This window comes from Alteripontixanthobacter muriae (assembly GCF_013336795.1).
Lineage (GTDB): Bacteria > Pseudomonadota > Alphaproteobacteria > Sphingomonadales > Sphingomonadaceae > Pseudopontixanthobacter > Pseudopontixanthobacter muriae.
On the sequence record NZ_JAAFZT010000035.1, the window covers coordinates 540010 to 554052 of the forward strand.

Here is a 14043-nt window from a genome sequence, read left to right on the forward strand (position 1 = left end):
TTGCTCAAGTTGCCGAAACGCGCCCCTGATAGGCGGCCTTGACGGCGCGCTTGTCGATCTTCTGCGTGCCAAGGCGCGGCAGCGCGCTTTCCGATTGCCACAGATACTGCGGAATCTTGAAGGCGGCGATCCGCGCTTCGAGATATTCGCACAGATCGTCAGGCGCCAGATTGCGTCCGTCCTTCACGTGATAGACGGCGGCAGGCACCTCGCCATAGCGGTCGTCCGGCAGGCCGAAGACGCTGCATTCGGCAATGTCCGGGTGGCCGTAAATGGCTTCCTCCACCTCGATGCAGGCGATGTTCTCGCCGCCGCGAATGATGATGTCCTTCTTGCGGTCGACGATGAAGACATAGCCATCCTCGTCCAGATAGCCGAGGTCGCCGGTGCGGAAGTACCGATCGTCGGTAAAGGCGGCTCGGGTCGCTTCCTCGTTCTGCCAGTATCCTTCAAAATTGGCGATGGAGCGGATCGAGATCTCGCCCACCTGCCCCTGCGGCAGACTGGCGCCGGAATCGTCCAGAATGGCCAAGTCGACCAGAGGGCGGCTGGGAGAACCGGTACTACCCGGCTTGGCGAGATAGTTCTCGTTGAAATTGCCGCATCCGACAGCGTTGGTTTCGGTCAGGCCATAGCCGAGCAGCGGGAAGCCTTCGGGGAAGGCTTCCTTGATCGCGTTGACGTGATCGACCGGACGCGGCGCGCCACCGGCGGCGAAGCTCTTGCACTCCGAAAGGTCGTAATCCTTGCGGTCGGGATGGGTGGCGATCTCGTGGCTCATCAGCGGGACGCCGACGAAATAGGTTACGCCTTCCGCTTCCATCAGGCGCATCGCTTCCTTCGCATCCCATTTCGGCATCAGCACCAGCTTGCGCCCGATGGCGTAGCTTTGCAGGAAGAGGGGTATCTCGCCCGTCACGTGGAACAGCGGCACGGCCACGAGAGCAGAGGGCTGCGACGAGGGTGCTTCGCCCTTCTGGGTAAGATAGCCGAGGCTCATCACCGTCTGCGCGACATAGCTGAAGATGCCGTGGATAACGCTGCGGTGGTTCGAATAGGCACCCTTCGACTGGCCTGTCGAACCGGATGTATAAAGAATGGTCGCCAGATCGTCCGCAGCCATTTCGGGCAGGGTGACGGAACCCGGCTCCGCCTTCCAGACGGAAGACAGACCTTCCGAAGCCGGCCCACCGTGCGAGAACGTCACGACCGTCGAGCGGTGATCCGTCCCTTCGAGCCGGGCGGCGCGCTGCGCATCGGCCAGCACCAGCTTGCATCCGGCGAGACGGATGCCGTCCGCCATTTCCTCGCCCGTCCAGAAACCATTCACCAGCGTGGCGACGCCGCCAGCCATGATGATGCCCATGTAGGCGACGATCCAATTGGCGGAATTGCGCGCGGCGATGCCCACCCGGTCACCCTTGGCGATCCCGTGATCGGCGACGAGGCTGGCAGCCACCGACCGCGCGGCGGCATAGGCCTGCCCGAAGGTCAGCCGCGTTTCCCCGTCCACCAGGAAGGGCGTGTCCTTGTGCTCGTTGCAATAATGGGCGAAATAATGCGCCAGGCTGGGCGGAGCGTTGACGAAGGCGGGCATCGTGACGCCCTTGTTGTCGACGTCCTTGGTTTCGAACAGCTGGCCGGGGCCGGTCAATCCGTCCATGATTCGGTTCAGCGTGTCGTCCAGCTCGCTCGGCATGCAGTCCATCTCCTTGTCCGGGCCGGTGCGATCCGCTTTTGCGAATTCGCGCATGGGTCAAACCCGGCCGGTATCGTTTCACCCCATATTCATTCCGTATGTCCGGACCGCGCAGATGGGGTTCCAAGCGCGGTGCTGCTATGGCAATAGCACGCCACACGAACATGCGAACAGGCCTTGTGCCCATGCAGATTGTTTAAGGGGTGCAACACGTGCTGTCACTAGTAACCGCCGCAATCGCGGCCCAGGCAGAGGCCGGGCCGATCGTCTGGTCGCAGCTCGGTCTGCGGCCCGGGATCGATTTCGGCGTCTTCACCTTGCGCTATTATTCGCTCGCCTATCTGGCCGGGATCGCGCTTGGTTACTGGCATTTGACGAAGATGATCAAGGCCCCGGGCGCTCCCATGGCGCAGCGTCATGCGGAAGATCTGTTCTTCTATTGCACGCTCGGCATCATCCTCGGCGGGCGGATCGGCTATGCCACCTTCTACGAACCCTCGCTCTGGACCAGTATCGACATTCTAAAGCTGTGGACCGGCGGGATGAGCTTTCATGGCGGGGTCGCGGGCGTGCTGCTGGCGATCGCCTTCGTCTGCCGCAAGGGCGGGCTGCGCTTCCTGCGGGTTGCGGATTACATCGCGGTCAACGTGCCCTTCGGCATGATGTTCGGGCGGCTGGCGAATTTCGTGAATGGCGAATTGTGGGGCCGCACCACCGATGTGCCCTGGGCGATGGTGTTTCCGGGTGCGGGTCCGCTGGGCCGCCACCCGAGCCAATTGTACGAAGCGGCGCTGGAAGGCGCGCTGCTGATTGTCGTGCTGCTCTACATGTTCTGGCGCACGCGCGCCCGGTACCGGCCCGGCTTGCTTGTCGGCGTGTTCACCTTCGGCATCGCGCTGGCCCGTTTTACGGTCGAATTTTACCGCGAACCGGATGTCCAACTGGCCGATTTCGCCTATCGAACCGGCCTCAGCATGGGCCAGTGGCTGACGATCCCGCTGATACTGCTCGGCCTGTTTGTCATGGTCCGCGCGCTGATGCGTCCGCCGCTGGCGAGCGGGGCGAGTTATCGCGCGACTGAAACCGCTCCGGCCTGACGCGGGATTTGGCAAGTGAGCGTGGAGGATGAACCGGCGGATGCACCCCGGGATCTTGGGGCGATATTCCGCCGGTTGATCCGCAATACCGGGCCAATCTCGCTTTCGCATTTCATGGGCGAAAGCAATGCGCGCTATTATGCGGCAAAGGATCCGCTCGGCAGCGAGGGGGATTTCGTTACCGCGCCCGAAATCAGCCAGATGTTCGGCGAATTGATCGGTCTGTGGCTGGCCGACCTCTGGGTGCGGGCCGGGCGCGAGGAATATGTGCATTATGTCGAACTCGGCCCGGGCCGCGGCACATTGGCCAAGGATGCGCTGCGCGCCGCGCGGCGCTACGGCCTAGGTCCGCAAGTGCATTTTGTGGAAACGAGCAATGCCCTGAAGGATTGCCAGGCCGAAGCGGTATCTGGCGCCCTGTGGCATGACGATCTCTCGACGGTGCCCATGGACGCGCCGATGCTGCTGGTGGCGAACGAATTCCTGGACGCGCTGCCAGTGCGGCAAATGGTGCGGACGGCCGAAGGCTGGCGGGAACGGATGGTCGGGCTGGACGGCGACGATTTCACCTTCGTCGCGGGAGGGCAGCCGATGGATTCCGCCGTGCCTTCTGATTGGCAGGAGGCACCCGAGGGCACGATCATTGAAACCAATCCGGGCGCGGCGGCGGTGATGTATGAAATTGCCGGTCGGCTTGGCGATCAGGGCGGTGCTGCGCTGATCGTCGATTACGGCTATGCTGAAACGCAGGCCGGATCGACCCTGCAGGCGGTTCGCGCACATCGCAAGCTCAGCCCCTTTGCCGCACCGGGCGAGGCCGATCTGACTACGCATGTCGATTTTGCGACACTGGCCAACATAGCCCGCAGCCGCAATTTGCGGGTTCTGGGCGTCACCACGCAGGGGGACTTTCTGCGCAGCCTCGGCATCGGGATGCGAACCGAGAATCTTGCCGCCAGGGCACCGCAATACAAGGCGGAACTTGGTGCTCAGCGCGACCGGCTGATTGCGGATGACGAGATGGGGCAGCTGTTCAAGGTGATGGGGCTGGCCGCGCCCGATTGGCCGGGCGGGGCTGGCTTCGAAGCGCCCGAGTAAACTCTAGCGCGTAATTTCACGCGCCAGCATTCGTGCCGCCTCTGCCGGGCTGCGCTTGTTCTCCGCCCTGTCCACCGCGTGATTGGCGCGCCGCATGGCGGCAACGTCGATCTGCCCCAGCAGCGGGCGCAGTACCCGCAGCAGATCCTCGTCTTCTGAAATCCCCGGCGCGAGCATCAGGATGGCATCGTAGGTTGGCAGCGCCCCGCGCGGGTCTTCCAGCACAACCAGATCGTCCGCCGCGATCCGCCCGTCGGAGGTGTAGGCGGAAATGACATCCGCCTCGCCAGCGGCCAGCGCGTCGTACATGAAGGTCGCCTGGAAGCTGCGCTGTTCGGCGAAACCGAGGCCATAGGCCTGCCGCACCGCCCGCCATTCGGGCCGCTCGAAGAATTCGATGTCGCCGCCGATGGTCAGGCGTGGCGCTTCGCGGGCGAGATCGTCCAGCGTTTCGATGCCGAGCCGGTCTGCAACGTCGCGCCGCATGGCGAAGGCATAGGCGTTTTCGAAACCGAGCCTGCCGAGCACATGAATCCCCGTCTCGCGCTCTTCCCATTCGCGGATCGTCTCGAACATCGCATCGCGCCCGGCCATGTCCTCGCGCTGCAATTCGTTCGTCCACAGCGTACCCGTGTAATCCACGGCGAGGTCGACATTGCCCGAAGCCAGCGCGCGGTGGATCACGGCAGAGCCGAGCCCTTCGCGGTAGCGCACGGCGTAACCTGCCTCTTCCAGGCGCTGCCCGATCAGCCGGGCGAGAATATATTGTTCGGAGAAGTTCTTCGCCCCGATCACCGCCGCGCCTTCATCGCTGCGGTCGCGCATCGACCAGAGGGCGGCCGCAACCCCCAGCGCCAGCAGCAGCAGGCCGCCGCGAACCATCCAGCGGCTATGGCGTCTGTCGCGGGAGCGGAACCCCCGCTCCACGGTGCCGAGGAGCAGGTCGGCGACGATGGCGAGGCCCGCACTGGCGATGCAGCCGGCCAGCACCAGGGCCCAGTTCTGAGTCTGCAGGCCGGCGAAGATCGGATCGCCCAGGCTGGGTTGCCCCACAGTCGTCGAAAGCGTCGCCGCCCCGATCGTCCAGACCGCAGCCGTGCGGATGCCAGCCATGATGTAGGGCGCGGCAAGCGGCGCTTCGACCCAGCGCAATTTCTGCGCCGGGGTCATGCCCACGCCGTCCGCCGCCTCCAGCACCCCGGCTGCCATGTGTTCGCGGGCCGTGACCGCGTTCCGCAGGATCGGCAGGAGGGCGTAAAGGGCGAGCGCCAGCAGGGCTGGCAAGAAGCCCAGCGTCGGCAGCCCCTCGCCGAAAATCGCCCGCAGGCTCAGCAGCAGCGGGAAGAACAGCGCCAGCAGAGCGAGGGCGGGGATGGTCTGCACGAGGCTTGCGAAGGTGAGCGCCACACGCGCCACGCTGGCGGATCGGCTGGCCCAGACGGCGAGCGGCAAGGCGATGATGATGCCGAGCGCCAGTGCCGATCCTGCAAGCAGCACATGCTGCGCCAGCTTGGGGCCGAGCGTCACCAGAATGGCGGCAATGTCACTCAATGCTGCGCTCCAGCCCGGTCAACGCGCGTGCCTGTGCGCGGGGCACCGCCACCATTTGCTGCGCCTCCTCTCCGCCTGCGCCCGCCACAAGCGCTGCGGGCGCTTCGTCCGCCACGATCCTGCCGCGGTCCATTACCAGCACCCTGTCCGCCAGCAGCAGGGCCTCGGCCATGTCATGCGTCACCATCAATGTCGTGAGGCCGATACGATCATGCAGGGCGCGCACGCTGCGCCCCAGGGCCTCGCGCGTTACCGGGTCCAGCGCGCCGAAGGGTTCGTCCATCAGCAGCAGCGGCGGTTCCAGCGCCAAAGCGCGTGCGACCCCGATCCGCTGGCGCTGCCCGCCGGACAATTCATCCGGCATCCGTTCCGCCAGAGAAGGGTCGAGTTCGACCTGTTCAAGTAATTCGGCCACGCGCTCACGCGACAAGGGCACACCGGCCACGCGCCCGCCGATGCCGATGTTTTCCGCAACCTTCATGTGCGGGAACAGGCCTACGTCCTGGAACACATAACCAATCCGCCGCCGCGAAGCGGGTGCAGGGCCGGAAAGGCTATTTTCGCCATGGAGGATGACCGTGCCCGCATCGGGAGCGATCAGCCGATTGACCATCTTCAGCAGCGTCGACTTGCCCGACCCCGACTTCCCCACCAGCGCGCAGAAGCTGCCCTCAGCCACGTCGAGAGTTACATCGTCCACGGCACGGACCGCGCCGAAATGCTTGCGCAAGCCCGTGATGGAAAGGGCGGGCAGCGGCCCGCCGGACTGCGCGGGGGCGCTAATTGGCGATCGTTGCCAGCGGGAGGTTCAAGCGGACTTCCAGCCCGTCGTCATGCCAGATATGCTCCATTCGCCCGTTCAATTGCCCTTCCACCGCCATCTTGACGAGGCGGGAACCGAAGCCGGCATTGCTGCCATCGTCGGCAGGCGGATGCGGTTTCGGCCCATGCTGTTCGCGCCAGACGATCTCCGCATCGTCGCCGTCGCAGTCGAAGTTGATGCAAACCTGCCCTTCGTCGACCGACATGGCACCATATTTCGCGGAATTGGTGGCCAGTTCATGGAAGATGAGGGCGAGCGGCGTGGCCGAGCGCGGACCGATGGCACAATCGCCGTCCGACAGGATCACGCGGTCGTCGCCGTTGCGAAGATAGGGCGCCATCAGTTCCTTCAGCAGACCGTTCAGACTGTCGCCCTTCGCACCTTCCACAGGACGCACGAAATCATGCGCCCGTCCCAGAGCGCGGATCGTTCCGTTCAGATCGTCGGCAAATTCCTTCATATCGGGATAGCGGCGCGCACGCATGGCGATCAGGCCGGAAACCACCGCGAAAATGTTCTTGATGCGATGCGACAATTCGCTGGCTAGCATCTCGCGCGATTGCATGTGGCGGTGATGATCGTCACGGTCCGTGATGGTGCCGAACCAGCGCCGCGATTCTTCCTCGCCATTGGCCGTGGAGAGCGTGTTCACCTCGACCCAGCGCCAGCTTTCATCGGCCATGCGCAGGCGGAATTCGTAGGTCAGGCCTGCGCCTTCCTTCATCGCCTCGGTCCATTCGCGGGCCAGCGCCTCGCGGTCCTCCTCATGAACGAGGTCCAGCCATTCGTCGCGCCTCTTGGGATGAGCGGCACCGGTCAGTTCGGTAAAGCGGGCGTTGAGATAATTGAACTTTCCGTCTTCATCGATGGAGAAGGCGATATGCGGCAGGCTGTCGATCAGGGTCCGAAGCTGCTCTTCGCGCTTAGCGATGTTCTGCGCCGAGACCAGCGTCTCGCGCCGATGGCGCAAGCGGCGCATCACCGCAGCCGCCATGACGCGCAGCCCCTCGGTCTGGATCTGGCTCAAGCCCCCGGTACGGGGCTTGGTATCGATGACGCAAAGAGAACCAAGCGGTGCGCCTTCACCCGAAATCAGCGGCGCGCCGGCATAGAAGCGGATGTTGGGATGCCCGGTGACGAGCGGATTATCGTCAAAGCGCGTGTCCTCCCGCGCATCGGGCACCACCAGCGGTTCGGCCTGCAACATCGCATGGGCACAGAACGAGGTGGGGCGGGGCGTTTCCTTTTCGGACAGGCCCTCGCGAGCGAGGAAGCGCTGGCGCTCCTTCTCCACCAGCGACACCAGGGCGATGGGCGCGTCGCACAGGCGGGCAGCGAATCCGACGATCTGCTGCAATTCGCCATCGTCGTCCAGCGAATCGAGCCCATATTGCGCCATGATGCTGGCGCGCGCCTCTTCGCCGCACATGGCCGCAGCGGGCGGAGTGCCCTCCGGCCATGGGTGTAGATCGGGAGTTGTCTTCATCTGGCGGCGTGCATAGCGGCTATTTGGCCTTGGGCCAATATGAACAAGGGCATAGTGACAGATAATCCTTGCCGTCGATGGCACTGGCCGCTGCAGCTTCGCGGTTTGCGCCTTCCGCCAAGCATCGCTATGCGCAAGGCGAAGAAGGAGACCCAACTTGCGCGCGACCCCCAGTTTCGATTTCGACCTCGGCGAGGATGCCGAAATGCTGCGTGACACCGTGGCCCGTTTCGCTGACGAGCAGGTCGCTCCGCTTGCAGAAAAGACCGACCGGGAAGACAGCTTCCCACGCGAATTGTGGCCGCAGATGGGCGAACTCGGCCTGCACGGCATTACGGTACCCGAAGCGGACGGCGGGCTTGGCTGGGGTTACCTCGAACATGTGGTGGCGGTCGAGGAAATCAGCCGGGCGAGTGCCAGCGTCGGCCTTTCCTATGGCGCGCATTCGAACCTTTGCGTCAATCAGGTGGCGCGCTGGGCCAATGCCGAACAGAAGGCGAAATATCTGCCGAAGCTGATCAGCGGCGAATATGTGGGCAGCCTGGCGATGAGCGAGGCTGCCGCAGGCTCGGACGTAGTGTCGATGAAGCTAAAGGCGGAAAAGGTCGACGGCGGCTACTGCCTCACTGGCACGAAGTTCTGGATCACCAATGCGCCCTATGCCGATGTTCTGGTGGTCTATGCCAAGACCGGAGCCCGGGACAGCAAGCCCAGCCGGGGGATCACGACCTTCCTGATCGAAAAGGACATGGAAGGCTTCTCCATCGGCCAGAAGATTGCAAAGATGGGCATGCGCGGAAGCCCGACTTCGGAACTGGTGTTCGACGATTGCTTCGTGCCGGACGAGAATGTCATGGGCCCGGAGAATGGCGGCGTCGGCGTGTTGATGAGCGGCCTCGATTACGAGCGCGTTGTTCTGTCCGGCATCCAGCTCGGCATCATGCAGGCCTGCCTCGACACCGTTATCCCCTACATGCGCGAACGCACGCAGTTCGGGAAACCCATAGGCTCGTTCCAGCTGATGCAGGCCAAGGTCGCCGACATGTATGTCGCGCTGCAATCGGCCCGCGCCTACACATATGCCGTGGCCAAGGCCTGTGACAAGGACCAGACCACTCGCTTCGATGCAGCAGGCGTCATCCTGCTGGCGAGTGAGAACGCCTTCCGCGTCGCGGCGGAAAGTGTACAGGCGCTGGGCGGGGCAGGCTACACGCTCGACTGGCCGGTGGAACGCTATCTGCGCGATGCCAAGCTGCTGGATATCGGCGCGGGCACGAATGAAATCCGCCGGATACTGATCGGACGCGAGCTGATCGGGGCTGCCGGCTGATGCCAGCCGAACGCATGCAGGATGATGGCGATGCGCTGACATATCGGGGTGAATGCCTGTGCGGCGGCGTGCGTTATGTCCTGCAGGGCGCTCCGCGCCAGACACGGCTGTGCCATTGCCATCAATGTCGCAGCGGCACCGGCGCGGCCTTCAACGTTTCTGTGCCGGTTGACGAAGCCGCAGTCGATTTCGAGGCGCGCGACACGATCCGTGAGTATGAGAGCTCGCCCGGCAAGTTCCGGGCGTTTTGCGACACCTGCGGTGCGGCCGTCTACAGCCGCCGAACCTCCCGTCCCGGAAATCTGCGCCTGCGCGGCGGTCTGATCCGCGATCTTCCGCGCGCGCAAGATTTGCGGCACATATTCTGGAAAGATCGCTGGCCGTGGATCGACACGATCGACAAAGCCCCCAAATCGCCTGCCGAGGAACTCGCCGCATGAGCGCCCCTGTCCTGACATCCACTCTCGATCGAACCAGCCCCGCTGCCGAGGCGAATGCCCGCACCAATCGAAGGCTCGCGGAAGAACTGCACCAGCGCGTGTCTGAAACCGCAAAGGGCGGATCAGAAGGCAGCCGGAAACGTCATGTCTCGCGCGGGAAACTGCTGCCTAGGGACAGGGTCGAACGTCTGCTCGATCCCGGATCGCCCTTCCTTGAAATAGCGCAGCTTGCCGCCAATGGCATGTATGGCGGCGATATTGCGGGGGCCGGGGTCATCGCCGGCATCGGTCGCGTCTCGGGCCGACAATGCATGGTCCTGTGCAACGACGCCACGGTGAAGGGCGGCACCTATTATCCAATGACGGTGAAAAAGCATCTTCGTGCGCAGGAAATCGCGCAGGAAAACCGGCTACCGTGCATCTATCTGGTCGACAGCGGCGGTGCGAATTTGCCGCATCAGGCGGAGGTCTTCCCCGACCGCGATCACTTCGGGCGCATCTTCTACAATCAGGCGCAGATGTCTTCGCTCGGCATCCCGCAGATCGCCTGCGTCATGGGCAGCTGCACGGCGGGCGGTGCCTATGTTCCGGCAATGTCGGACGAGACGGTGATCGTGCGCGAACAGGGCACAATCTTTCTCGCTGGCCCGCCGCTGGTCAAGGCGGCTACCGGGGAGGAGATCAGTGCCGAGGATCTTGGCGGCGGCGATCTTCATGCAAAGAAGTCAGGCGTCGTCGATCATCTCGCCGAAAATGACGAACACGCGCTCACCATTGTGCGCGATATCGTCAGCCATCTGGGCATGCCGCATACGCCCGATGTGACCTTGCGCGATCCGCAAGCACCCAATTTCGCGGCGGACGATCTCTACGCCCTGATCCCCGAAGACGTCCGCGCGCCCTATGACGTGCATGAAGTGATCGCCCGGCTGGTGGATGGCAGCGCCTTTCACGAATTCAAGGCGCAATATGGCGCGACGCTGGTCTGCGGCTTCGCCCGTATCTGGGGCATGCCGGTGGCGATACTGGCAAACAACGGCGTGCTGTTTTCCGAAAGCGCGCTGAAGGGCGCGCATTTTATCCAGCTCGCCGCGCAGCGCGGCATTCCGCTGCTGTTCCTGCAGAACATCTCCGGCTTCATGGTCGGCGGGAAATACGAGGCTGAGGGCATTGCGAAGCACGGTGCGAAGCTGGTGACGGCGGTGGCCACAGCTCAGGTGCCGAAGATCACCGTGGTGATCGGCGGCAGTTTCGGCGCAGGCAATTACGGCATGGCGGGCCGCGCCTACAGCCCGCGCTTCCTGTTCACATGGCCGAATGCGCGTATCTCGGTCATGGGCGGTGAGCAGGCGGCCAGCGTTCTCGCCACCGTGCATCGCGACGCCGACAGCTGGACGGAAGAGGAAGCGGAAGCATTCAAGGCTCCGATCCGCGAGAAATATGAAACCGAAGGCAATCCGTATTACGCCACCGCCCGCCTGTGGGACGATGGCGTTATCGATCCTGCCCAGACCCGCGACGTGCTGGGGCTGGCGCTGTCGGCGACGCTGGAGGCTCCGATCGAGAAGCAGCCGCGTTTCGGCGTGTTCCGGATGTGATCCAGCCAGATGCGGCGGCCTCTGCTCGCCGCACCGCATGGTCGTCTGCGCGTTTCACGCTGCTGGTCCGCGCAATGGCGCTCGCCATCGTGCTGCACAATGTCGAGGAATGGTGGACCCTGCCACTGGACCCCGATTTCCTCGCCGAGACGCGTGATTGGCTCGGCTTGCGAGCGGCGCTCCCGCCCATGGCGGCCATACGGTGGGGCCTTATCGCTTTCGCGATCGTACCTGTCGCTATCCTGCTGACAGCGCGGCCGACCAGACGCGGCTGCTTCATCATCTGCATGATCGCGGCGATGAGCGCAGGCAATGCGCTATTTCCGCATTTTCTCATGGGGTTTACGACTGGCAGCTATGTCCCGGGCCTCGTCTCCGCCTGCGCCGCGACCTTGCCGCTCGGCATTTTCCTTATCTGGGAGGCCAGCCGATTACGGCTGATCTCCGGTGGCGGGATGGTGCTGGCGGTTGCGACCGGCCTGTTGCTGCTGCCGGCGGTGTTGACAGGATTCTGGGCTCTGGGAGAACTGATCGCCGAACTTGGCACCGGCGCCGGCAGCCCGTAATGAATGAAGAGCCGATGGGGAGAATTTCGTGACAGGCAGCAGTCAGCCCCTCGCCGGATCCTTGTCCCGGATCGTGCAGTCCATGCTGCTGAAACTGTACCGGATGCGCGGATGGAAAGCGACGGGCGATGCTCCGCAAGTGAAGCGCGCCGTGATCATCGCCGTGCCGCACAGCACGAACTGGGATTTCGTGAACTACCTCGGTCTGACCAATGATCTGAATGTGTCGACCCACTTCATGGCCAAGGACAGCCTGTTCCGTTGGCCGATGGGGCGCTTCATGCGCGACATGGGCGGCCTGCCCATCGATCGATCAAGAAAAGCGAATATGGTGTCGCAGATGGCTGATCGCTTCGCCGCAGCCGAAGCAGCGGACGAACGCCTGCTGCTGACCATCGCGCCCGAAGGCACCCGGCGGGCAGTGACCGAGTGGCGCAGCGGCTTCCACAGAATCGCCACGGCCGCCGGCGTTCCGGTGGTCCCTGGCTGGATCGACTATGACAATCGCACCGGCGGCCTGGGTGAGCCAATCGCGCTCACCGGCGACTATATGGCGGACATGGCCCGGATCGTCGCCTTCTACAGGACCGTCCTGCCCGGGCTGGATATGCGGCTGAAGTGAGCGTCCCGCGTGAATTCCGAAACAAAACCGCGCGTTCAGTCGTTGCAATGGCAACCCGATCAGCCGGAGATTATCGAATGAAAACCATCAGAACCGCTCTTATCGCTGCCCCTCTTGCCCTCGCTCTCGCTGCCTGCGGCGACAATGAAACGGCAGAAACCGAGATGGCCGAAGGGCCGTCGCCAGCGAATGTCGAACTGCCGGAAGTGCCGGTTACCTATCCCGAGGTGCCGCTGGATGCCCGCAGCACTGTCGATTATGAGGGTACCTATGCGCAGTCCACGCCGCAGGGAGAGCGGATGATCACGCTGGGGGGTGACGACACCTATGTGATGCGTGACGAGACCGGCACCGAAACGCGCGGCACCTTCAACTGGTATTCCGACAACAGCCGCATCCTCATCCGCGAAGATGGTGAAACCCAGATCTATGCCGTTGCCGATGGCGCGATCTACCGCCTGCCGGACGAGAATGCGCCCACGACCGGTCCGATGAATGCGGAGCAGGCCTATTTGCGCGACAATCAGGCAATGAACAGCGGCGCCATGTAAGCGTCAGCGCGGCTGACTACCGGCCGCGACAGCGCGTTTCTCGGCCGGCACAGGCGTGACAGGCTGCATCGCGAACCATGCCTCCATGGCGTCGAGGTCGAGCGGCCCGGTCACGGCTTCGGTCCCTTCTGCAAATGTCGCAAACCCGTCGCCCCCGCTGGCGAGAAAGCTGTTCATAGTGACGCGGTAATTTGCCGCAGGGTGGATGGGCCGACCCTCCAGTGTCGCGGAAAGGATGCGCTGCCCTGGCGCGCGGCTCGTGTCGTAGGTGAAGGCAAAGCCGGCGGACGGTGACAGTAGTTCATCCTCAGTGCCGGCGAATTGCTGTTCAAGGACCTCGAACAATTGCGCTCCGGTCAGGCTCTTCGTCATCAGCACATTGCCGAAAGGCTGCACGGCGTAGATATCGCCGAAGGTAATGATGCCGTCATTTTCGGATGCGAGCGGCGCGCGAATGCCGCCGCTGTTCATCAGGGCGATCTGCGCGCCAGCCTCGCGCGTCGCGCTGAGCTGTGCATCGGCAATCAGCCGTCCCAGCCCCGCGCCTTTCACCGCATCCCCCGACAAACGCCCGACAGGCCGTTCGGCGGCCTCGCGCGCGGCTTCGACATAGCGTTCGACATAGGCGGCAACCTGCGCATCCGGTGCGAAGCGTGGAAAACCGCCTGCCTCCGCATCGCCATCGTGACCGACCACGATGTTTTCAGCCCTCTTCGCCACAAGCCGGTCGCCGCGGAATTCAAGCGCGATGTCCGTCAGCATGGAACCGCCGTAGGCTGCACTGGTTACGAGGAACGGGCGCGACGGATCGATCTTGCCGTAATCGCAGACATAGGCATTGTGCGTGTGGCCCGAAAGGACGAGGTCCACCCGCGGATCCACCTGCTGGAGAATACCCAGCAGAGCGCCCGCAATGCCGCCGCAACCTTCGTCATTGTAACCTGCCGTAGTGCTGAGGCCCTGGTGGATTGCGACGAGAATGGCGTCGGCACCTGCGGCCTCCAGCTGCGGCACGAAAGCGTTGATCGTGGCCGCTTCGTCAGCAAATGTCAGGCCATCGACCCCGCTGGGCGTGACGAGGATCGGCGTGTCCTTCAGCGTCAGGCCGATAACCCCGACCGCCACTTCGCCCTGCGGCGTGTCGAATCGCTTGATGCCCGTGGCGGGGAGCAGCGGTTCGCC

General features: G+C 63.7%; 13 protein-coding genes. 8 read left to right on the forward strand and 5 right to left on the reverse strand.

The window, feature by feature from the left end:
• Window positions 1-4: 4 nt before the first annotated feature.
• Entirely contained in the window at window positions 5-1699 is a 1695-nt protein-coding gene (locus G7A66_RS12510) for a class I adenylate-forming enzyme family protein (protein WP_174296060.1), read from the reverse strand.
• Window positions 1700-1914: 215 nt separating this feature from the next.
• Here G7A66_RS12510 and lgt point away from each other — a divergent pair, with 215 nt between their 5' ends.
• Window positions 1915-2796 carry a prolipoprotein diacylglyceryl transferase gene (gene lgt / locus G7A66_RS12515; protein ID WP_174296061.1) on the forward strand — a complete coding sequence of 294 codons (882 nt, stop codon included), beginning with the start codon at window positions 1915-1917 and terminating at the stop codon, window positions 2794-2796.
• 15 nt (window positions 2797-2811) lie between these two features.
• Window positions 2812-3894, forward strand: a complete 1083-nt coding sequence (locus G7A66_RS12520) for a class I SAM-dependent methyltransferase (RefSeq protein WP_332310555.1) — start codon at window positions 2812-2814, stop codon at window positions 3892-3894.
• 3 nt (window positions 3895-3897) lie between these two features.
• Here the strand turns inward: G7A66_RS12520 and G7A66_RS12525 are convergent, their stop codons facing one another.
• From G7A66_RS12525 to G7A66_RS12535, 3 genes are read right to left on the reverse strand one after another with little or no spacing between them, the layout of a single operon-like run.
• Window positions 3898-5445 (reverse strand): ABC transporter permease/substrate-binding protein, encoded by a 1548-nt coding sequence (locus G7A66_RS12525; RefSeq protein ID WP_174295949.1) that lies wholly within the window; start codon window positions 5443-5445, stop codon window positions 3898-3900.
• Entirely contained in the window at window positions 5438-6175 is a 738-nt protein-coding gene (locus G7A66_RS12530) for an ATP-binding cassette domain-containing protein (protein ID WP_232366843.1), read from the reverse strand. Before G7A66_RS12530 ends, G7A66_RS12525 begins: the two co-directional genes overlap by 8 nt.
• Before the next feature lie 49 nt (window positions 6176-6224).
• Window positions 6225-7754, reverse strand: coding sequence for a sensor histidine kinase (locus G7A66_RS12535; protein ID WP_174295950.1), 1530 nt, complete (start codon window positions 7752-7754; stop codon window positions 6225-6227).
• A 157-nt stretch (window positions 7755-7911) separates the two neighbouring features.
• On the opposite strand from G7A66_RS12535, the gene G7A66_RS12540 reads away from it, so the two are divergent.
• The 6 genes from G7A66_RS12540 to G7A66_RS12565 all read left to right on the forward strand — a co-directional run bounded on the left by G7A66_RS12540 (window position 7912) and on the right by G7A66_RS12565 (window position 12861).
• Window positions 7912-9084 carry an isovaleryl-CoA dehydrogenase gene (locus tag G7A66_RS12540; RefSeq protein WP_174295951.1) on the forward strand — a complete coding sequence of 391 codons (1173 nt, stop codon included), beginning with the start codon at window positions 7912-7914 and terminating at the stop codon, window positions 9082-9084.
• Window positions 9084-9524, forward strand: coding sequence for a GFA family protein (locus tag G7A66_RS12545; RefSeq protein ID WP_174295952.1), 441 nt, complete (start codon window positions 9084-9086; stop codon window positions 9522-9524). The genes G7A66_RS12540 and G7A66_RS12545 overlap by 1 nt, the downstream gene beginning before the upstream one ends.
• On the forward strand, window positions 9521-11122 hold the full coding sequence (locus tag G7A66_RS12550) for a carboxyl transferase domain-containing protein (RefSeq protein WP_174295953.1): 1602 nt from the start codon (window positions 9521-9523) through the stop codon (window positions 11120-11122). Before G7A66_RS12545 ends, G7A66_RS12550 begins: the two co-directional genes overlap by 4 nt.
• Window positions 11119-11688: an HXXEE domain-containing protein gene (locus tag G7A66_RS12555; protein ID WP_174295954.1), complete on the forward strand. Its 570-nt coding sequence runs from the start codon at window positions 11119-11121 to the stop codon at window positions 11686-11688. Before G7A66_RS12550 ends, G7A66_RS12555 begins: the two co-directional genes overlap by 4 nt.
• A 28-nt stretch (window positions 11689-11716) precedes the next feature.
• Window positions 11717-12310 (forward strand): 1-acyl-sn-glycerol-3-phosphate acyltransferase, encoded by a 594-nt coding sequence (locus tag G7A66_RS12560; protein WP_332310556.1) that lies wholly within the window; start codon window positions 11717-11719, stop codon window positions 12308-12310.
• 77 nt (window positions 12311-12387) lie between these two features.
• Entirely contained in the window at window positions 12388-12861 is a 474-nt protein-coding gene (locus G7A66_RS12565; RefSeq protein ID WP_174295955.1) for a hypothetical protein, read from the forward strand.
• Window positions 12862-12864: 3 nt separating this feature from the next.
• Here the strand turns inward: G7A66_RS12565 and G7A66_RS14315 are convergent.
• A partial coding sequence (locus G7A66_RS14315; protein ID WP_232366844.1) for a bifunctional metallophosphatase/5'-nucleotidase occupies window positions 12865-14043 on the reverse strand: 1179 nt, incomplete at its 5' end.

Excerpts from the sequence above, each read along its gene's own strand:
- G7A66_RS12510 (WP_174296060.1), bottom strand. The coding sequence starts at position 1,699 with ATGCCGAGCGAGCTGGACGACACGCTGAACCGAATCATGGACGGATTG.
- G7A66_RS12535 (WP_174295950.1), bottom strand. The coding sequence starts at position 7,754 with ATGAAGACAACTCCCGATCTACACCCATGGCCGGAGGGCACTCCGCCC.
- G7A66_RS12545 (WP_174295952.1), top strand. The coding sequence starts at position 9,084 with ATGCCAGCCGAACGCATGCAGGATGATGGCGATGCGCTGACATATCGG.
- G7A66_RS12550 (WP_174295953.1), top strand. The coding sequence starts at position 9,521 with ATGAGCGCCCCTGTCCTGACATCCACTCTCGATCGAACCAGCCCCGCT.
- G7A66_RS12565 (WP_174295955.1), top strand. The coding sequence starts at position 12,388 with ATGAAAACCATCAGAACCGCTCTTATCGCTGCCCCTCTTGCCCTCGCT.